We start from the raw sequence: 19744 nt of genomic DNA, 5'->3' as shown, positions 1-19744 counted from the left end.
CTAGCCGGGAGGGAGCGCCGTCCTGTGTACGGGCCTTGGCCTGGGCGTACGGGTGGGGCGTACGGGCCTTGGGCGGACCTGGGGCAGGGCGTACGGGTGCGGCCTGGGCGGACCTGGGGCGAGCCATGGGCGGGGCGCCGAAGCCGGGCCACTACTCGTTCGTGTACTCCTCCACCACCGTCGCGCCCAGCTCGCGCACGATCAGGTCATGGCCGGAGAGCGCGGAGTCGACAAGATCCGGATCGTCCTCCTCCGGAGTGTCGTCCTCCGGGGCCACGGGAGGCGGTGGCGGAGGCGAGGCGGGCCGATTGTCGGAGCGCGGCGGCCCCGGGTTCCCGGCCGGTCCGGAACTCGGGGACTGCGCTGTGGGCGTGTGAGGCGCGGGCGCGGATGGCGAGGAAGGAGCGGCGGGCGGGGCGGGCCGCTGAGCCGAGGACGTGGCCGGAGCGGGACCTGATGCCGAGGGGCGGCCTCCGTAACCGCCGCCGTTCCCGGGACCTCCGGCGTTCCCAGGACCAGCGTTGTTCCCGTTCCCAGGAGCGCTGCCGGAGCCGCCGCCTCCGTAACCACCACCGCCTCCGGCGCCACCACCGCCGAAGCCGGCCCCGGCGCCTCCAGCAGGACCGCCGCCGTAACCGCCTCCGCCGCCCGCGCCGCCGGACGGTGGCTGGGTGCCGCCCGAGGGATCGATGATCGCCTCGATCTTCCACTGCACATTGAAGTGCTCGGCGAGCGCCTGCCTGAGCACGTCCTCGCTGCCGCTGCTGGTGAAGTTGTCGCGCGCGCCCGCGTTGATGAAGCCGACCTGGAGCGTCGTACCGTCGAACCCGGCCACCTGCGCGTTCTGACTGAGCAGGATCCAGGTGAAGCGCCGGCGGTTCTTGACGGCCTCCAGGATGTCCGGCCACATGTTCCGCACCTGGCCCGCACCCTGCGCCATACCGGGACCGGAGCTCGGACCCGGGCCCGGTGCGCCGCCACCGGTGGCGGCAGCGGCGGGCTGAGACGGCGCGGCCGGAGCGGCGGGCGCGGGTGTCTGCCGCCCGGGCGCGGCGCCCTGTCCCGGTGTCGACGCCGTGGGCCAGCCGCCAGGCCGCCGACCGGCGTCCGGAGCCGGAGCGGTGGCGCCGGGCCACGCGCCGGGACGCTGCGGCTCCGCCGCGCTTTCCGGTACGGACGGTACGGGCGGCGGCGGCGCGGGGGCAGCCGCAGGTCCGGGTCCGGGTCCGGGTCCGGCAGGCATCGGAGGCGGTACGGGCGCGTGCGCCTCGGGGCCGGGAACGTACCCGACCGCTGGACCGGGCCCCGGGCCCGAGAACGCGGCCCCCTGGGCCGTGGCGACGGCTGCCGCTCCGCGCTCAAGACGGTCGAGCCGCGCCTGCACCGAGCGCTCGTCGTCAAAAGCGGCGGGCAGCAGCACGCGGGCGCAGATCAGCTCCAGCTGGAGACGCGGCGAGGTCGCTCCGCGCATCTCCGTCAGCCCGGTGTTGACCAGATCGGCCGCCCTGCTCAGCTCGGCCGCGCCGAAGACCGACGCCTGGGCCGTCATCCGCTCCACGACATCGGCGGGCGCGTCGATCAGGCCCTTCTCGCCTGCGTCCGGCACGGCGGCCAGAATGAGCAGGTCACGCAGTCGCTCCAGCAGATCGGCGACAAAGCGCCGCGGGTCGTTGCCGCCCTCGATGACCTGGTCGACAACCTCGAACGCCGCGGCTCCGTCGCCCGCCGCGAACGCGTCCACCACCGCGTCGAGCAGGGATCCGTCCGTATAACCGAGCAGGGACGTCGCCATGGCGTACGTCACACCGTCCTCGGCCGCGCCCGCGAGCAGCTGGTCCATGACGGACATCGAGTCACGCACGGATCCGCCGCCGGCCCGTACGACCAGCGGCAGCACGCCGTCCGCGACGGGAATGCCCTCCTTGCCGCACACCTCGCCGAGATACTCGCGCAGCGTCCCGGGCGGGACCAGCCGGAACGGATAGTGGTGCGTACGCGACCGGATCGTCCCGATGACCTTCTCGGGCTCGGTGGTCGCGAAGATGAACTTGAGATGCTCCGGCGGCTCCTCGACCACCTTCAGCAGGGCGTTGAAGCCCGCCGAGGTGACCATGTGCGCCTCGTCGATGATGTAGATCTTGTAACGACTGCTCGCGGGACCGAAGAACGCCTTCTCGCGAAGATCACGGGCATCGTCCACACCACCGTGCGACGCGGCGTCGATCTCGATGACATCGATCGACCCGGGCCCGTTCCTGGCGAGGTCCTGACAGGACTGGCACTCACCGCACGGCGTCGGCGTGGGCCCCTGCTCACAGTTCAGACAGCGCGCGAGGATGCGCGCACTGGTCGTCTTCCCACAGCCACGGGGCCCGCTGAACAGGTACGCATGGTTGACCCGGTTGTTCCGCAGCGCCTGCTGCAACGGGTCGGTGACATGCTCCTGCCCGATGACCTCGGCGAAGGACTCGGGACGATAGCGGCGGTACAGCGCAAGGGACGACACACCTACGACGATATCGGCCCCCTCCGACATCGCGCCCGTACCACCGCCCAACGCAAGCGCCCCCCACGCACCCGCCAGAGCCGACCTACCCTTGCTGCCTTCCGGCCCTGGGGGAGTTCAGTCAGATAGCGCCACGTGAGGGGCTGCGCCCACAGTACCCGATCCCCACCCCCCACAACGAGTTCGCGAGCACGGCTCAGCGTCTTGTATTGTTTGCCGCGGAGGATTCGCCTAGTGGCCTAGGGCGCACGCTTGGAAAGCGTGTTGGGGGCAACCCCTCACGAGTTCGAATCTCGTATCCTCCGCCATTGCTCTCACCGGGCAATACGTCGAAGGGCCCCACCGCGAGCGGTGGGGCCCTTCGACGTTCGTAGTTGCAGTTTTAGTTGCAGTTGCCGAGATCAGTCGGCGGGCGGCTGCTGGTCCGCCCTGGTCCAGAGCAGTCCGCCGACCTTGGCGGCCGTGTCCTTGAGGACGCGGTCGGTCAGGTGCTGGTAGCGGCGGCGCATCCGGGCCGACTGACCGGGCTCCCAGCCCATGATCGCGTCTACGACGGTGTCGGGAACCCCCAGGATCAGCAGGATGGTGCCGGCGGTGTGGCGGGCGTCGTGCAGGCGGCCGTCCCGCAGACCGGCGGCCCCCAGGAGTTCTTTCCACTTGTGGTGGTCCGTGTTCGGGTTGAGCGCTTCACCGGTCGGCGAGGTGAAGACGTAGCCCTTCTCCACCCACAGGTCGCGGGCGAGGCGGCGTTCACGGTCCTGTTCCTCCCGGTGCTTCGAGAGGAGCTTCATCAGCTCGTCGGGGACGCCGATGGGCCGCCGTCCGGCGCGGGACTTGGTGTCCTTGGTCTCGCGGCGGATGTTGACCTTCTGCGGGCAGTACCCGGGCTTTCGCCCGCAGCGGTCCCCGCAACCGTGCTGGTACCGGGGTCGCAACCGCCCCCGGTGGACGACCAGGACCCCAAGGTCGAAGTCGACATCCGTCCACTTGAGCCCGAGCACCTCACCCTGACGCAGTCCGAGGGCCAGAGCGATGACCCAGCGTGCCGAGTTCCGCTGCCGGTTGGCCACTTCGAGGAGAATCTGAACCTCCTCGACCGTGTACGGCACCACCTCTTCCTCCTCCAAGCGAGGGGCTTTGGCGATCGTGGCCGGGTTGTCGGTGAGGTGGCGACGGCGCTTGGCCTCGTTGAGGGCGGCGCGAACGGTGCGGTGGACCTGGTGCGCGGTGCCGGCCGAACTGCCGTTGTCCTGCATCTTCTTGTAGAAGCGTTCCAGGTGCTCGGGCTCAAGCTTCGCCAGGCGGTGCGCGCCGAGGCCGGGTATGAGGTGGTGGTAGACGGCGACGCGGTAGCCGTCGATGGTGTTCTCGGAGACGTGCAGCGCCGCGATGTTCTCGACCCAGTGGGTCAGCCAGGACTCGACTGTCCAGGTCTGGCCTGCCTTCGGCACGCTGCCGGAGTCACGCTTCCGCTCCAGCTCGCGGACAGCCTTGGTGGCGTCGGCACGGGTCTTGCGCATGACGTGCCGCCGGTCGGGCTTGCCGTTGTCTTTGACGCCAACGGTGACGTAGCCGTGCCAGTAGCCGTCCTTGCCGAAGTGGATCGATGATGCGCCGTTGGGCTGCCGGGACTTCGCCATGACTGCCCCTCAGGCCGCGAGAGCGACGGTCGACTGAGCAATCTGGGTCCGGGCGGCAACGTAGTCACTCAGCGCCTCGGCCGGAATGCGGCGAAGGCGGCCTATGGCAATGGACGGGATCTCACCGGCGGCAAGGAGCGCGTACATCGTGGTCCGGCCGATGCCGAGGCGGCGAGCGGCCTCCTCGACGGTGAGTGCGACCAGCGTGGGGTCGTACGCGGTGCTGGTGTTGGCCTGGACGAGGTCGAGGAGCTGTTGCTCGGTCAAACCGAGGGCATCAGCCAACAAGGCAGCGGATATGGGCGTTTCAGGCATGGGGATACCTCTCGGCGGCGCGGGGGCAACGCGCAGCCGTGGTTGCTGTGTGGGATGGGCGGTGTGAAAGGGGTCCGCAGGGCGGCCCTCGGCGTTCGTAGCGCCGGGGGACGGGCGGGAGAGGGTGGTGCGGCTACTCGGCGGCGGGAGTACCCGTGTCGTTACGGAGGGGGTCCTCGGGCGAGTTGGGGGCCGGGTAGAACGTCAGCTCATCGCCGGGGGGGTGACATCGACGCCGAGGCGTTCGGCGATCTCGTCGTATTCACGCTCGGCTTCTTCGAGGCGCCTCTTCGCGGCGTCGGCGAGGTCCTGGGCGGCTCTCCACTCCTTCTCCAGGTCCTGGAGGCGGAAGCCCGCTTCCTGGAGTTCGTAGTGGGGATCGTCCGGGTTGGCTACGGCCTGGGTCATGAAGTACTCGGCGGGCAGGTTCAGCGCCTTGGCCAGGCCGATGACCTCGTCGAACGGGATGGACCGGGTGCCGTTCTCGATCTTCGCGATCTGGGTCTGATGGAACTTGAAGCCGAGGCGCCTCATGCGCTCGGCGACATCGTCCTGGGACAGCCGGGCGGCCTTCCGCATGATCTTCAGGTTGTGCGCCACCAGGGCCTCCCCCTCGCTGGGGATGAGGCGGCGCTCCTTGGGCTTGTCCATGTTCACCTCCTCTCGGCTGAACCGGCACTGCACCGGGGCCCATAGTTAAACCATACCAGCATTGAATCCCCAACCGACAGGCGCATGAAGCTAGAAGTGATACAGGTCACACAGTCGCGCGAACTGGCACTATGCCAGTTGGGAATCGAGAAGCCAACCGACTATCGGTTTGACATCCACGCGCCGAGGGTAGTACAACAGATAGGCCAGCATGGAAATCTGAACCTGAAGGAGGTTGAGGGTGGCGATCACGCCGCCGGAGAAAGACAAAACCCCCGGCGCTACGAACACCGGGGGCTGATCGGAAACCTCGACACCGCCCATCCCTGGACAGCAGACCAACGACGGACCGGGTTGCCCCCCGGAGCCGTCGAGTGAGGAATCTCCTTGAACGACGATACCCGCCCCGGCCCCGCCCACGCAGCGCAACCGGATCCCGATGTCACCGCTGGCAACGGCGCGGCCCTCCTGGACCAGCTCAGGGCGGCGATGGCCCGCTTCGTGATCCTGCCCAGCGAGGAGGCACTGGACGCCGCGGTGCTGTGGGTCGCCGCCACCCACCTGCAGCCCTCATGGCAGCACGCCCCGCGCCTGGCTGTGGTCGGCCCCGCGAAACGATGCGGCAAGTCCCGCCTGCTCGACATTCTGACCGAGACCGTCCACAACCCCGTCATCACGGTCAACTCCACCGCCGCCGCCGTCTTCCGCTCCATCACCGAGGAGCCCCCGACCCTGCTCGTCGACGAGGCCGACACCATCTTCGGCACTCCCAAGCAGGCCGAGAAGAACGAGGAGATGCGCGGCCTCCTCAACGCCGGGCACCAACGCGACCGCTACGTCCTGCGCGTGGTCGGCAACGACCACACCCCCCACCGCTTCCACACCTTCGCCATGGCCGCACTGGCAGGCATCGGCGACCTCCCCGACACGATCATGGACCGGTCGGTCGTGATCCGCATGCGCCGCCGAGCCGAGGGCGAGCGCGTCAGCCCCTACCGCACCAAGCGCGACAGCCCCGCCCTGCACGAACTGCGCGCCCGTCTCGCCCGGTGGTCCGCGCCCCTGACTGACCAGGCCCTGCTCCTTGAGCCCGCCATGCCGGTAGAGGACCGCGCCGCCGACACCTGGGAACCCCTCGTGATCGTCGCTGACCTCGCGGGCGGCCCCTGGCCCGACCGCGCCCGCCACGCGTGCGCCCGCATGGTCATAGCCGAAGCCGAAGCGGAGCAGGACAACCCCAGCAACGCCCGCATCCTCGCCGACATCCGGCGGATCTTCCACGCCAAGGGCGAGCAGGAACACCTGAGCACCGACGACCTCCTGTACGCGCTGAACAGCGACCCCGAAGCCCCCTGGACCGAGCACGGGCGCGGCGGCCTCACCCCGCGCGGCCTCGGCGCGATGCTGCGCGAGTACGGCATCAGCTCAGGCAACGTGCGCGTAGGCGACATCCAGCGCAAGGGCTACACGCGCGGCAAGTTCACCGACGCCTGGAAGCGCTACTGCCCCACCGTCCATCCCCTCGGCACCCCACAGGCCGACGCGGGCTGACGGGCCGTTGGTCCCTGCCACCGGCGCGACCGCCGCGCTACCGGCGGGGACCAGCGCGAGCCGCCGCACATCCGTCTTCTGCCGTCCCTGCCGTCCCAGCCACTAAACCGCAGGTCAACGGCCCTGGAAGCGGGACGGCTATCCGTCCCAAGACGGATGACCATCCGTCCCGACACCCAGCCAGACACCACGCGAACCGGGCCCCGGCTCCCCCGGGGCGCGTCTCCGTGCCGTCCCGGACGGCAGCCGCGCGGCCTGCCGTACCGCCGCTGACCTGCGGTTGCAACGGCAAGACGGCTAAGACGGCACACCCAGCCCACCCCCGCAGACCTCATCCGCAAGGACGCCTTCACCATGCCCGACACCGCCATACCCACGGCCGACTCAGCAAGGCCGGCCAGCCGTCACCGAGCGACCTGGTGGGACCAGCTCGCGATCATCCTGCTCGGCTTCGCCGGTTGCGCCCTGTCCTTCGACGCGCTGCGGCAGATGGCCACCGCCGTCCACGTCCGCCCGCAACTGACCTACCTGTTCCCCGTCGTCATCGACGGCTTCATCGCCTACGGCGTCCGCGCCCTGCTGGTCCTGCGCGAAGCCCCGCTGCCAGCACGCCTGTACGCCTGGGCCCTGTTCATCACCGCCACCGCCGCCAGCATCTGGGCCAACGGCCTGCACGCCCTCGACCTCAACCAGCCCGGCGCCGTCGGCCTCCACCTCGACGACACCACCGTCACCGTCCTGTCCGCCATTGCCCCTCTCGCCCTGGCCGGAGCCACCCACCTCCACATCCTGATCACCCGCTACGGCGGCACCGACCCCGCCCCGATCGCAGCGGACGGAACCACCACACCGGTTCCGTACCGGCACCATCAAGGCGACGGAACTCCTCCGCCACCCGCACACGAGGTACCGAAGCGCCTGGAGCCGCACGACCTGCCGGAGCCCCAGCAGGCCGGACCCGCGCGAACCGCCGACGCGAACGCGACGGGCAGCCGGAACTCCGGCAGCGGCGATCGGGACAGCACCACAGGAGCCGTGACAACGGCCGAATCACCGCAGGACGAACCCGAAGACGCAGGTGAGGACCGGCACGGGGGTTCCGTACGGCACACCCAGAAGCAGGGCGGGCGCCCCCCGATGGCAGCGCTGGAACGACTGGCTGAGGTCATCGCCGCCGCACACCCGGACCCGGACGCGATCACCCGTGACAGTGCCCGCAAGGCCCTGACCGAATCCGGACTCGGCGCCGGAACCCTCCGCCTGACTGAGGCCATCACCCTCGTCCGGAGCACCGCCCAGGCGCGCCAACACCCCGACCGGCCGGAAGACCAGTAACCCCTCGCCGACCGGACCTGAACCCATCCGGACAGCCACACCCCACGCGGTCCAGTAGAGGCCGGCGCGGCTGCCGATACCCCGGCAGCCGCGGGCCCACCGGCCCCTTATCCCAGAAGCGCAGCCCGGCCAAACCGCCGGTCCCGACAACCATCGCCACCACCGCCGACCTGCGAACGGAGCCACCACGTGCGCAACCCCTTCCGCAACAAGCACGACCCCGACACCGGCCCCCTCAACCCACAGCGCCAGCACGGAGAGCAGACCCCCATCGCTCCAGTAACCTCCCTGAGCAGCAGGGGAGTTGACCCGGGGAACGACAACGGCGGAGCGAGCTGGGGCGAAGTCCACATCGCCGGGGGCGATGCGGCCTTCGCGCTCGTGCCCGCCCCGGCGGGGGCGGACTCCGGCCGTGCCCAGCGGGGCACGGACCAGGCGGGGATGGAGGCCGAGCGCGGCCTCCACCAAGGCCAGGAGCCGCCGACCGAACCCGGCGAGCCCGCCGCCGTCGATGTCGGGCGCTTCGCGCCGACCGTCACGCCCGACGCGTTCGTGCACCACGGCGTCGCCGCCAACGACCTCCCCATGCCCGCCGACGATGATGACGACGAAGCTCCATGGGCGGGGCGTCGGCGGCGACTGAGCGAGGTCCTGTACCGGCCACGCTCCGGGACCAAACGCGACGTACAACTGACGTGCTCGGCCGAACCGGCGGAGCGGGACTTCATCGACCACGCTGCCCGCGAGGCCAAACGCTCCCGTTCCGCCTACCTGATGGACGCCGCCCTCACCTTCGCCCACGCCTACCTGCCCGACCAGCGCCCCGCCGCAGTACCGGCCCTGCCGTCACCACAGGCCACCCAGGACCTGCTCGTCCTGTTCGGCAAGCTGATACGGGAGTTCCACCGCGTCGGCGTGAACCTCAACCAGATCACCCGCGCCATCCACACCGGCGAGCTGCCCGACCGCGCGATGGACGTCCTCGACGAACTGTACCAGGTCGCACGGCTGTCCCGGCGCGTGCTTGAGCAGGTACTGGCCGGAGGCGGTCGCCGTGGTGCCTGACGTCTCCACCGGGAACCGCTCCCGCGGCCTGCTCTCCTACCTCTACGGCCCCGGGCGCCGCGACGAGCACACCGACCCGCACATCGTCGCCGCCTTCGCCATTCCCGGCATCACCGACCCCGGCCGCGTCCCCCTGGACGAGCACCAAGCCGCGCTGACCGAGCTGGCCGAGTACCTCGACCAGCCGGTCCGGCTGCGCGAACAGCGCACCGGACGAAAGGTCCCGCAGCACGTATGGCACTGCCCCGTCCGGACAGCACCGGGCGACCGCTACCTCACCGACATCGAGTGGGCCGAGGTCGCCCGCCGTATCGTCCACGCCACCGGCATCGCCGAGCACGGCGACGACGCCGGATGCCGGTGGATTGCCGTGCGGCACGCCGAGGACCACATCCACATCATGGCCACCAGCGTCCGCGAGGACGGCCGCCGCCCCCGCAACAAGCGCGACGGGCAACGCGCCCAGGCCGAATGCCGCAAGATCGAGACCGAACTCGGTCTTCGGCGCCTGAAGCCGGGAGACGGCACGGCACCGAAGACCGCGACCGGAGCGGAGGTGGCCAAGGCCGAACGGCAGGGGCGCCGCCAGACCGCCCGGCAGTGGCTTCGCGAGCACGCCTACACGGCAGCAGCCGCCGCCACCGACGAGGACGAGTACTTCGCCGTCCTGACCACGCTCGGCGTCACGGTCCGGCACCGGACCGGCCCCGAGACCGGCGAGAGGACCGGCTACAGCCTCGCCGCCCCCGGGGACACCGACGCCAAGGGCGAACCCGTCTTCTACGGCGGATCCGCCCTCGCCCCCGACCTCTCCCTGGGCAGGCTCCGCGAACGCTTCACACCCCCCGCCGGCCAGCCCGCGACGCAGGCTCGGGCGCCGGAGCATGCCAACAGCCGCGGCGGGACCGGCGTCTGGAGGCGGGCGGAGGCCGAGCTGCGCACCACCTACACCTTCCTCCTCGACGCCTCCGACACAAACGCGTCGGCGGGGACAGAGTCGGACGCGCGCGTGCAGGCAGAGGCAGCAGCGTTCGCCGAGCTGCTCCACAACACCGCCGCCACCGCCCCCAAACAGATCCGGGCCGAACTCCGCGCAGCGGCAGCCGCCTTCGACCGCGCGAACCGGTCGGCGGTACGCGCCGAGCACCAAGGCGCCTACGCGCTACGGCAAGCCGGGAAAGAACTGATCCGCGGCCTGCCCGGCAAGGACATCGACGTCGTGACAGCACTGCTGGCCACGGCCATATACGTACTGATCGCCCTGGACCACTGGCACGCACAGTACGGCCACCAGCAGCAGGCCGCCGCCGCCCACCAGACGTTCATCCACCTCCAGGCCGCCTACCAGCAAACGGCCCGCGCCACGCTGGCCCGCCTCGCCGAGCGCACCCCCTCACCCGACCAGGCTCACCGCCTCGCCGCCACCGTCCAGGCCGCCGTGCCCGAGCACGCCCAGCGGATCCTGGCCGACCCCGCCTGGCCCGCCCTCGCCACCACCCTCGCCCAAGCCGAAACCGCCGGCACCCCACCCCGCAAAGCCCTCGCCGACCTGGCCGGACAACGCGAACTCAACACCGCAGACCACCCCGCCGAAGTCCTCATCTGGCGACTACGAAACAGCACCGCCAACCGAATCCACCAGCGCACCCGCTCCGCCCAAACCCGCACCACCCTCCGACACACACCCGCCCACCCCACCGCCGATCACCCCTCAACCGGACCCACAGCCCGGTCGGCACCAGAGCCGTACACCCGCCGCACCACACGCTGACCGGCGCATCTCCCGCCTGAGGGATAGACCAGGTCGAAGCGGCGATCACCAAGCTGGACACCGCCATCGCCCAGGTGACAGAGCGACGAGTCGGTGGTGGCACGGAGCCGCATTAAATACCTGTTCGACAAGGGCAAAGTCTGGCGTAAAGGCAAGCATCATCCGAATTACCTTCGTCGTGACTTAAGAAACAGCGGAAGCAGCTTTCCCGGATCCACGCATCGCCAACCACTCGCCGCAATACCATGACATATGCCGAAGAGTGGCCCCCTCAATGCCCGTCACCCGGTACACTCCTCCCCTGCCGTCCTCAACTGGGCGGAACTTTCAAGTTGGGGGGAGCCACTGTGCCGGGGTTCGACATTACTTCCATCTTGGACTTCAACCCACCACGATACGCTTGCCCGACCTGCCGGGGCCTGATCAATGGACCGACTTTCGAGCGACAGGAAAATACTGGCGGTCCAACACAGTATCGGCAGTTCTGCCCTGTGTGCAGAACCGAATACGTGTACGGCGAGTACGCTGATGGGCGCAGCGCTATTAACTGGCTTGATGAACAGGGGGCGTCTGTCAGTTTGGGTAAGGATTTGATGGACCATGCTCGCACTGTCGCCGAAGTGGTGCGCAACTCCCAAAGTACAGGCTGGGGTCATGATAGACCGTGGCCGACGATGCGACTGTTCTTCGAGATCCTGTCTCGCGCCAGGAGCTTCGTACACTTCGCGAGTTGGGGAATTAGCCATATCATGATTGGGGCCCTCAAGATGACATCGATGAGAGCTCCTGTTTATGGGTTTGTCTCGCAGGTTGAAGACCACGCAAGGATGGAGCTTACCGAGTTCCCCAAAGAAGCTCCTAACCTGAAGGCCAAGGTCATTAATCCACGGGAGGCCAATTTCGATGCACCGCATCAGAAGCTAGTAATTGTTGATGGCCTTCTAGCCTTCAAAGGATCGACAAACCTAACGAACGCGGCAATGCGCAAGGCAGACAGAGGGCTAGATCTCACAGAGGTAGTAACCGATTACGAATCGGTCGCTGACCTCAATAATCGTTACTTCGCGCCTGTTTGGAAAGCCATCAACGCCCCGGAAGTTGTACAGAAGGTCATGTGGGCTGACCCATGGGAGTAGCCCACATGACTCGAGCCGCTCTTTGTCCTAGTCCTTGTCCAACACAACGACGGTCGCCACCGTAGCTCGCCCCCCGTCTGACCTGCCAGGCGAACGCTCACGGACGCCCGATGCTGAAGGGCCTCACCGCGAGGTGGAGCCCTTCAATGCACGGTTAGCGGGGCAGCCGAACAGTCTCGGAACGGTTGCCTTCATTCCAGATGTAGACACCGTTGGTACCTGCGCCGTACCAGCTCTCCGGCCCTACCTCTGCCGTGAGAGACGGGTATTCGCTGATGGACTGCCAAACCTCGGCCGTGTCTACCTGCCTGTACGGCTGGTTGAAGACCAGAGCGGGCCTGCCAGTGGTCCGCGAAAGCCACGTCGTCGTGTGGTCGTAGAACTCCGGCTTGTCTAGGCATTCCCTCTTGGCGCAGCGGCCCTTGTCGAGCCAGTGGAGCCCAGACGAACATCTCGTACTGCCGATCTTGAGGTCATACAGGTCCGCCCAGTCCAGAAGGTCCGCGCGCACTTGGACGTAGATGTTCGGGCCGTAGGGCCAGTCCACGCCGTCGACGTCACGGTTCAGCACGCCCCGGGCGCGGTCATCCAGAAAGCTGATCAGTTCCTTCTGGTCGGCGCTCTGGCACCGCCAGCACCACCACTCCGCCTCTTTCATCCCGAAGCCGAAGAACAACCCCTGCCGGGCCCGGCCACATCCCTCGCAGTCATACATGATCTTGCTCCTCCGCCTCTCGTACGGTCCAGTCCCGCACCATGGGAAACAGTCCCAAACCACCTGGAATCACCGGGTATGAGCTAGGCTTTTGTCTCAACTACCCCCAGTCATACGCTTATCATCGCGCAGGGCATGCTTCAACGGGCCCCAAACCACAGAGCTGATCGAGTCGCCGCAGCGAGACAGGCTCTCTTCGCACTGCTCGTTGTCCTGTTCTTTGTCCCGTGCGCCGAGGGCCCTCACCGTTCACCGCCATACGCCCGCCTCGCCTTACGCGAAACGCCCGGGAGCGAGCCGCGCGGCGCGAGCGGCTACTCCGGGGAGAGCGATGCCCATTCGCGGTCCAGGATGGCGTGCACCACAGAGTCACGCGTGACCGGGTACATGCTGCGGACCCTACCCGCGGGGCAGGGCCGGTTGATGGGCCGGGAAGGCTTCGATCTCCGCGCGAAGATCGCGGGCGACAACAGCCGTCTGCGCAGGGTTGCATGTGCGTGCCTGGCGGACGCGCATCGCGGAAACGACGATGCCGTTGTTCTGGTGCGAGGCGGGCAGGTCCAGCACCGGGCGGATGGCTTCAGCCGCACCGTCCACGTCACCGCTGAACAGCCGGACCAGCGCGAGGTCGCACTGCGCCCCGGCCAGATCCCCGAAGGCCCAGTTGGGCCTCGTCGGGCACCACACGCTCCCGTCTCTCCGTAGCCTCCCAGTTGGCGGTGGATGCCGTCTCGGCATCGCCGAGGCTCGCGGCAGCGCAGGCTTGCGGACCGAGCAGCCACGGGCCTGCCATCCCCAGTATTGAGCCGTACCGGGCGTGACTCGCTCAGCAAGGTTTCCCTGTACGCCGATGACTCTTCCGCGCAGGGGCGGCAAGATCGCAGGCATGAGGATTCTCGTTATCGGCGGTACCTGGTTCCTGGGGAAGCACATCGCGCGAGAAGGGCTGTCGAGAGGGTGGTCGGTTACCACCTTCAACCGGGGGCGGTCCGGACACGACGTCGAAGGCGTCGAGCCCGTTCACGGGGACCGTACAAACCGGAATGACCTCCATCGCCTTGCCCTGCAAGGGCCATGGGACGCCGTTATCGACACATCCAGTTCCGACTTCCCGCCCCGCGATGTACTCCTGGCTACCACTGCCCTCCGTGCTGTGGCCCGGCGATGGGTGCACATCTCCACCGTGTCCGTCTACCAGGGCTGGCCGCACCAAGCCCTCACCGACCACTCGCCGCTGCTGGACTGCCCCGCGGACGCGGACGAGACATACGGATACACGGGCGAGGACGGCAGCCCCACCGTCTACGGCTTCCAGAAGGCCGGCGGAGAGCGTGCCGTGACCGAGGTGTTCGGTGACGCGGCGGTGTTTCTGCGCCCCGGGGTCATTCTGGGGCCCGGCGAGTACGTCGGCCGGCTCCCCTGGTGGCTGACCCGGGCCCAGCGCGGCGGAAGGATTCTGGCGCCCGCCCCGAGCGGCCAGCGCATCCAACCCGTCGATGTCCGCGATGTCGCCGAGTTCGCACTCGACCAGGCGGCCGGCGAGACGAGCGGCGGGTACAACATCACCCACCCCGACGGCATCACCTTCGCCGACTTTCTCGGTGAGTGCCTGGCCGTCACCGCTGGGGTCGGGACGCCGGAGTGGGTTGAACCGGGCGTTCTGACCGGTCACGGCGTCGCGCAGTGGACCGAGCTGCCTCTGTGGCGCACGCACGCGGGTGTGTGGTCAGTCGACTCCAGCCGGGCAGTGGCCGCAGGCTTGCGGTGCCGGCCGATCGCCGATTCCATCCGTGACACCTGGGCGTGGCTTGCCGCCGACGGGCGTCCCGTGGACCACCCGAGGTGGGCGGACCACGGGATCGCCCCGGAGAAGGAGGCGAAGATCCTCGCTTCTCTGGTCTGACTCAGGCTTCCAACTGGAGCAAAGCGGAACGCGTGCTGAGCTGGTGAGCGCTCGCGGTACGGGTGAAGTCCTCGACGCGGTCGCGCAGTTCGCGCGGCAGCGTCGAGGTGCGGTACGCCGGTTGTGTGAGGAACTGCTGGATCTGGCCCGTCCGCACGAGAACCCCGGTCACGCGCTGGTCCCCGGGGATACTCCATAGGGGCGTCAGCGCGTCAGCCGCTCCCTCGATGTCGTCCGACAGGAGCCGGGCCATGGCGAGGTCCGCGGCGGCACCTCCGAGGACGTGCGCCGAACGGCCGGCCTGTGGCTTCCGGCTGATGAGTTCAAGGGCGCGGCGCGCCGACTGCTCGGCTTGGTCCCCGTCGTGGATCAAAAGTGCGGTCGAACTGCTGGACATGGCCAAGCGTTCGGCGCTGAAACCGAATTCGCCTCCGACACCGTCGTGGAGATCGTCGCGTGTCCCACTGTCGGCCTCCATGGAGAGCCGGAGAGTGTGGCGGGCGGAATCGGTGTCGCCGAGGTATCCGTGTGCGCGCGCCTCAATGGCCAGAAGCCGGCGCCGGGCGATGTCGCCCAGGCCACCGTACGTCTGGGCCCGTCGCGCCTTGCTGACAGCCTCGGCGGGCATGCCCGTGAAGTAGGCGACGTACGCGAGGATGCCGTCCGCGTACGCCCGCAGCGGCTCGAAGCGTGCACTCTCCCCGTAGAGGTCAGCCGCACGGGCCAGGCGACGAGCGTTGGTGAAAGAGCCGAGGTCGAAGGCCGCCGCAGCGAGCAGCGCCATCGTCTGGCCGGTCAATTCGAGGAGACGCTGCTGCTGGGCGGGGATCTGCGTGCGATCCCGCTGGCTGTGAAGCTCCTCCTGGAGTACGCGGCCACGCCGAAATGCCTCAATCGGCGGGAGGGAAGCGTAGGCGTGCGCAAGCGACGCCACGTCGTCGGTGAGCTGGTCGAGGCTGGTGTCGGAGACGGACGCCGCGGCTGTCGCGCTGGCGTCGTCCTGAGCATCGCGTGCGGTCATGTTGATCTCGTGCTCCAGATTGAACGCGGGTGCCGGGGAATCTTCGGCGAGCGGGGGAGGAGTCAACAGCGCCGCGACGTCACAGCCGAACATGGCCTGCAACACGCGGCGGGTATCAGCAGACAGCGACTCCGGACGGGTCCGTCCCGCCCTCCACCGGAATACCGTCCGCTCGCTGCACGTCGGGTTGTTGACACCCTTTCCCACGACCTCATCGGCGGTCCTGTCGAACAGCTCCACGAAGTCGGGGGCGCTCAAGTTGCGCTTTTCGCACAGGAGCTTGAGCAGCGTCTCGGGTTGTTCCGTCACATCGCCCCCAGTAATCAAGCCTTGGTCTGTTGGCTCGGCAACCCGCCTACGGATCGATCCCTTTGCACGAAGGGGATACCGCGACCACCAACTAGTGCAACACATTCTCGGCAGATGGCAGTTGGCTGGCGGTCAAGTGTCGGACCGCGGTCCTGGTGGCAGCGAAACGGCAGCTCCCTGACATGGCGGTGGCACGGCATATGGGACCACGCTGATCAACACCCTCGCTGAGCGCGTCCAAACGAGCGCGCTGGACAGTGGCCCGTTGTATCGGCGGGCCTGCCACCCCCAGAGGACGTGATGACGACGACAGCCGTACGGACACCTCGCGCGGGCCACCGCCGCGACGGGGAAGTGATGACCGAGCACATCAAGATCTCTCCCCAGCACGGTGGTGGACCGCCGCGCGCTGAGGACGCCTGCCGGGTCGGCGTCATGCGCCGAATCGCCGCCGCGAAACTGAAGTACTGCGGCCTTGAAGCGCTGACCGACATGGTGATGCTGCTCGTCTCCGAACTGGTCACCAACGCGATAGTGCACAGCGGTACCACGGAGATCTGCCTGCGCCTTGTCGTACGGGAGGATTTCCTGCGCATTGCCGTCATCGACGGCATGCCGGGCCGCGCCACACCCAGGCACGCCGATGACAACGCCTTGTCGGGGCGCGGCCTTGTACTCGTCGAGAGCCTGGTAGAAGAGGCCGGCGGGAGCTGGGGAACCAGCGACGGCGGCGCGGAGACCTGGTGCAGGATCCCGCTGGGGACGCCGTGATGTCCGCGGTGGCGGTGGCGGAACCGGTTGCTGACTTCGGCGTTCCTGTCCGTACGGTGACCGGGCGGGCTGGGCTTTTGGCGCCGCTGACCATCGACTTGTACCGTCCTCGCCCCGCAGAACCCGAGTCGGACGTCGCTGTTGCGGTGCCCGTCTTCAACCCTCTTTGCGACGCTCTGGAAGCGGTGCTCGGAGAGTACGCCGATCCGGGTGCCGAGGAGATCGACCAGGCTGACGCCCAGTTCAGAGCCGTGCTGCCGCTACTCGTGCGCGTCGCCGACTGGCACTCCGGCCCCGCAGTCACCGAGGCCGTAGACAGAGTGCAAACCGTGTGGGCCAAGGCCCGATCCAGCGGCGCCCTTCGCATACGCGGGCAGACGCGTCGCTTGGCCGTCGCCACCCTCGGCCTGGTTGACCTGCTGGTGGAGGCGCTGTCATGAGCGCTCTACCGAACAGGCCGCTCCTCCTGTCCCGGCTCCATCTTGACCCCGCGGACAAGCCCGCATAATCCGCTCCATCGCCCTGTCATCGTTCGCAAGTCCGAGGAGTTTCGTGCAGCCCAAGCCGCTGGACACGGCACCGTCAGTCCATGCCTTGATCGGCGCAGAGCTTAGATACCACCGCGAAAAGAAAGGAATGTCGCAGGGCGAGGTGGGGCGACTGCTGTTCTTGACCGGCGCCTTCATCGGAATGCTGGAGTCGGGTACGCGCAGAATGCGACCTGAGATTGCACTCAAGCTCGACGAGATCCTCGACTCCGGTGGGTTTTTCTTCCGAGTCTGTGCAGCGCTGAAGGATTTACGACGGCCGGACCAAAGCATTGAAGCAGTCAAGGCCGAACAGAACGCAAAACGCATCCAGGAGTACGCCCCGCAGCATATTCCAGGAATCTTACAGACAGAAGCTTACACGCAAGCAGTCATCCATTCCGGCCTCCCAACGGCAGCCGATGAGGCAATCAGTGAACTCATTACGCCAGTGCTCGAACGCGCAAAGATGCTCCAGCGCCCAGAGCCCACCGTGTGGACCGTACTTGACGAGACTGTCCTCCAGCGAATGATCGGCGGCCCTGCCGTGATGGCGGAGGCGCTGCGCCACATCGCTGAACTGGGGCGTCGGCGCCGCATCGTTGTGCAGGTATTGCCATTCGCGTCCGGCGGACACCCAGCAATTGACGGCGCACTGAAACTGATGGCCTTCTCTGACGCACCAACACTTGCCTATCTGAAATGCTTCGCGTCCGGCCAGTTGGTTGACGATCCAGCAACAGTGTCACAGTACGAGTTTGCGTTCAGCCTGATTGGTGCGAGTGCGCTCTCACCATCTGATTCATTGGACCTGATCGAGTCCATGGCCAGGCACTACGAACTGAAAAGCAGACGCACACTCAATCTGAGCAGTGTCCTGTTGTGTAAACCCGAGCACATCGAGCCGGATCCGGACCACGGCTCGACGCCGAACGAATCCCGCGGGGAGGAGCCTCCTCTTACTGGTTCCTCCCCATGCCCGACCGACCAGAAATCACAAAGGAAATGACGGTAACAGGATGACTACTGCTAGCGACTCGACTGTTCGCGACGCCGACAGGCTGCGCGCGGACATGGTCCGCGCACTCCGTGATCAGGACGGGATCACGTCCGAGCCTGTCGCCGCTGCCTTCGCCGCAGTGCCCCGGCACAGGTTCGCGCCGGACGCGCCCCTGGAACTCGCCTACGACCTCCACCGCACCGTGCCGGTCAAGAAGGACGAGACCGGCCTGGACATCAGCGTCATGTCCGCGGCCCACCTCCAGGCCGTGATGCTGGAGCAGGCCGGCATCGAACCCGGCATGAGGGTCCTGGAAATCGGATCCGGCGGCTACAACGCCGCGCTCATCCAGGAACTCGTGGGCAGCGACGGGGCGGTCACCACGGTCGACATCGACCGCGACATCATCGACCGCGCCCGTCTGTGCCTGGACGACACCGGATACACCCAGGTGAAGACAGTTCTTGCCGACGGCGAGACCGGTGTCCCCGACGGTGCCCCGTACGACCGGATCATCGTCACCGCGGCCGCGTGGGACATCCCCGCCTCGTGGATCAGTGGGCTGACCGCGCAGGGCAGGCTCGTCGTCCCGCTGACAATGTGCGGCACGACCCGTTCGATCGCCTTCGACCGCGACGACGACGGCCTGATCAGCCGCTCGTACGGTCTGGCCCGTTTCGTGCCCATGCAGGGCGAAGGCGCCGCCGAGGAACGCAAGGCGATGCTACGGGCGGGCGTCGCCTTGCAGACCGATGACGTCCGGGTGCCCCTCAACGCCCAGGCGCTGAACCACGCCCTGGACACACCCAGGCTGGAGCGCTGGTCCGGAGCGGCGTACGACCTGCCCGACGAGCTGGAGCTGTACCTCACGCTCAACCTGTCGAGCGCGGCCCGCCTGCATGCGGACAAGGACGCCGTCGAGCACGGCCTCGTAGAAGCGTCCGCCCTGTACGGCGTGCCCGCCTTGGTGAGCGAGGACAGCATCGCCTACCGGACCCGCCGCGAGAACGAGAGCACCGGCGGCTTCGAGAGCGGGGTGATCGCCCACGGCCCGCAGGCGGAAGCGCTCGCAGACGAGTACGTGAATGTGCTCCGCCGCTGGGCCCAGGACCACCGCCGCCGGGGAGCCGCGACGTTCCGGTACCTGCCGGGCGCCGCCCCCACTCCCCTGCCCCGGGACGCCGTACGACGACGCCACGGCATCGTCACGGTGGCCTGGAACTGAGACTCCGGGGCTCTCGGGCCCCGGGACCGTGAACCATCAGCAAACTTCCCCAAGGAGGCATGCATGACCGTTCAGATGGAGCGCCCGGATGCGCCGGTGCGGCCGGCCGCCGAACAGCAGGACCTCACCGGCTTCGACCTGGACATCACCATCGTCGAGCACGGCCCCGCCGCGGACCAGCTCATCCGCCTGACGAGCGACGGCTGCAACTCCACGTGCGCAACGGCGTGCGTGAGCTGCCCGTAGCAGTACCCGATCGCGTTCATCGCGGTGCCCGGCCGCAGCCCAGCCCATGGGCGCGGC

General features: G+C 68.1%; 19 protein-coding genes, 1 tRNA gene and 1 other RNA gene. 12 read left to right on the top strand and 9 right to left on the bottom strand.

The window, feature by feature from the left end:
- Nucleotides 1-151: 151 nt before the first annotated feature.
- Both ACFV6H_RS21110 and ffs read right to left on the bottom strand, forming a co-directional pair.
- Complete coding sequence (locus ACFV6H_RS21110; RefSeq protein WP_385544216.1) at nt 152-2506, bottom strand: DNA polymerase III subunit gamma and tau; 2355 nt, start codon at nt 2504-2506, stop codon at nt 152-154.
- A 49-nt stretch (nt 2507-2555) separates the two neighbouring features.
- An RNA gene (gene ffs / locus ACFV6H_RS21105) (signal recognition particle sRNA small type) lies at nt 2556-2654 on the bottom strand.
- A 72-nt stretch (nt 2655-2726) separates the two neighbouring features.
- On the opposite strand from ffs, the gene ACFV6H_RS21100 reads away from it, so the two are divergent.
- A tRNA-Ser gene (locus ACFV6H_RS21100) sits at nt 2727-2814 on the top strand.
- A 93-nt stretch (nt 2815-2907) separates the two neighbouring features.
- Here ACFV6H_RS21100 and ACFV6H_RS21095 read toward each other — a convergent pair.
- The 4 genes from ACFV6H_RS21095 to ACFV6H_RS21080 all read right to left on the bottom strand — a co-directional run bounded on the left by ACFV6H_RS21095 (nt 2908) and on the right by ACFV6H_RS21080 (nt 5436).
- Nucleotides 2908-4146, bottom strand: coding sequence for a tyrosine-type recombinase/integrase (locus ACFV6H_RS21095; RefSeq protein WP_385544213.1), 1239 nt, complete (start codon nt 4144-4146; stop codon nt 2908-2910).
- 9 nt (nt 4147-4155) lie between these two features.
- Nucleotides 4156-4461 carry a helix-turn-helix domain-containing protein gene (locus ACFV6H_RS21090; RefSeq protein WP_385544210.1) on the bottom strand — a complete coding sequence of 102 codons (306 nt, stop codon included), beginning with the start codon at nt 4459-4461 and terminating at the stop codon, nt 4156-4158.
- 204 nt (nt 4462-4665) lie between these two features.
- Nucleotides 4666-5112 (bottom strand): helix-turn-helix domain-containing protein, encoded by a 447-nt coding sequence (locus tag ACFV6H_RS21085; protein ID WP_385544207.1) that lies wholly within the window; start codon nt 5110-5112, stop codon nt 4666-4668.
- A gap of 129 nt (nt 5113-5241) precedes the next feature.
- Nucleotides 5242-5436 carry a hypothetical protein gene (locus tag ACFV6H_RS21080; protein ID WP_385544205.1) on the bottom strand — a complete coding sequence of 65 codons (195 nt, stop codon included), beginning with the start codon at nt 5434-5436 and terminating at the stop codon, nt 5242-5244.
- Nucleotides 5437-5499: 63 nt separating this feature from the next.
- On the opposite strand from ACFV6H_RS21080, the gene ACFV6H_RS21075 reads away from it, so the two are divergent.
- From ACFV6H_RS21075 to ACFV6H_RS21055, 5 genes are all read left to right on the top strand, one after another.
- A complete protein-coding gene (locus ACFV6H_RS21075) occupies nt 5500-6663 on the top strand; it encodes a DUF3631 domain-containing protein (RefSeq protein ID WP_385544202.1) in 1164 nt (387 codons plus the stop codon).
- 354 nt (nt 6664-7017) lie between these two features.
- Nucleotides 7018-7998, top strand: coding sequence for a DUF2637 domain-containing protein (locus ACFV6H_RS21070; RefSeq protein WP_385544199.1), 981 nt, complete (start codon nt 7018-7020; stop codon nt 7996-7998).
- Nucleotides 7999-8187: 189 nt separating this feature from the next.
- Nucleotides 8188-9063: a plasmid mobilization protein gene (locus tag ACFV6H_RS21065; protein WP_385544196.1), complete on the top strand. Its 876-nt coding sequence runs from the start codon at nt 8188-8190 to the stop codon at nt 9061-9063.
- Complete coding sequence (locus ACFV6H_RS21060) at nt 9053-10834, top strand: relaxase/mobilization nuclease domain-containing protein (protein ID WP_385544458.1); 1782 nt, start codon at nt 9053-9055, stop codon at nt 10832-10834. Before ACFV6H_RS21065 ends, ACFV6H_RS21060 begins: the two co-directional genes overlap by 11 nt.
- Nucleotides 10835-11343: 509 nt before the next feature.
- Nucleotides 11344-11970: a hypothetical protein gene (locus ACFV6H_RS21055; protein ID WP_385544194.1), complete on the top strand. Its 627-nt coding sequence runs from the start codon at nt 11344-11346 to the stop codon at nt 11968-11970.
- A gap of 154 nt (nt 11971-12124) precedes the next feature.
- Here the strand turns inward: ACFV6H_RS21055 and ACFV6H_RS21050 are convergent, their stop codons facing one another.
- Complete coding sequence (locus tag ACFV6H_RS21050; RefSeq protein WP_385544191.1) at nt 12125-12685, bottom strand: hypothetical protein; 561 nt, start codon at nt 12683-12685, stop codon at nt 12125-12127.
- A 399-nt stretch (nt 12686-13084) separates the two neighbouring features.
- Entirely contained in the window at nt 13085-13372 is a 288-nt protein-coding gene (locus tag ACFV6H_RS21045; protein ID WP_385544188.1) for a hypothetical protein, read from the bottom strand.
- Nucleotides 13373-13535: 163 nt separating this feature from the next.
- Between ACFV6H_RS21045 and ACFV6H_RS21040 the strand changes: the two genes are divergently transcribed.
- On the top strand, nt 13536-14588 hold the full coding sequence (locus ACFV6H_RS21040; RefSeq protein ID WP_385544185.1) for an NAD-dependent epimerase/dehydratase family protein: 1053 nt from the start codon (nt 13536-13538) through the stop codon (nt 14586-14588).
- Between the two features lies 1 nt (nt 14589).
- Here the strand turns inward: ACFV6H_RS21040 and ACFV6H_RS21035 are convergent, their stop codons facing one another.
- Nucleotides 14590-15918: a DNA-binding protein gene (locus tag ACFV6H_RS21035; RefSeq protein ID WP_385544182.1), complete on the bottom strand. Its 1329-nt coding sequence runs from the start codon at nt 15916-15918 to the stop codon at nt 14590-14592.
- A 300-nt stretch (nt 15919-16218) separates the two neighbouring features.
- On the opposite strand from ACFV6H_RS21035, the gene ACFV6H_RS21030 reads away from it, so the two are divergent.
- From ACFV6H_RS21030 to ACFV6H_RS21010, 5 genes are all read left to right on the top strand, one after another.
- Nucleotides 16219-16689, top strand: a complete 471-nt coding sequence (locus ACFV6H_RS21030) for an ATP-binding protein (RefSeq protein ID WP_385544179.1) — start codon at nt 16219-16221, stop codon at nt 16687-16689.
- A complete protein-coding gene (locus tag ACFV6H_RS21025) occupies nt 16689-17129 on the top strand; it encodes a DUF6415 family natural product biosynthesis protein (RefSeq protein ID WP_385544176.1) in 441 nt (146 codons plus the stop codon). The genes ACFV6H_RS21030 and ACFV6H_RS21025 overlap by 1 nt, the downstream gene beginning before the upstream one ends.
- 112 nt (nt 17130-17241) lie before the next feature.
- Nucleotides 17242-18225, top strand: coding sequence for a helix-turn-helix domain-containing protein (locus ACFV6H_RS21020; protein ID WP_385544173.1), 984 nt, complete (start codon nt 17242-17244; stop codon nt 18223-18225).
- A 10-nt stretch (nt 18226-18235) separates the two neighbouring features.
- Complete coding sequence (gene fxlM / locus ACFV6H_RS21015; protein ID WP_385544170.1) at nt 18236-19441, top strand: methyltransferase, FxLD system; 1206 nt, start codon at nt 18236-18238, stop codon at nt 19439-19441.
- Nucleotides 19442-19504: 63 nt separating this feature from the next.
- Nucleotides 19505-19687 carry an FxLD family lanthipeptide gene (locus ACFV6H_RS21010; protein ID WP_385544167.1) on the top strand — a complete coding sequence of 61 codons (183 nt, stop codon included), beginning with the start codon at nt 19505-19507 and terminating at the stop codon, nt 19685-19687.
- Nucleotides 19688-19744: the final 57 nt, after the last annotated feature.

It is taken from the genome of Streptomyces sp. NPDC059743, assembly GCF_042732975.1.
GTDB lineage: Bacteria > Actinomycetota > Actinomycetes > Streptomycetales > Streptomycetaceae > Streptomyces.
Note: the sequence above shows the minus strand (reverse complement) of the source record. Positions and strands in the feature narration are given on the sequence as shown.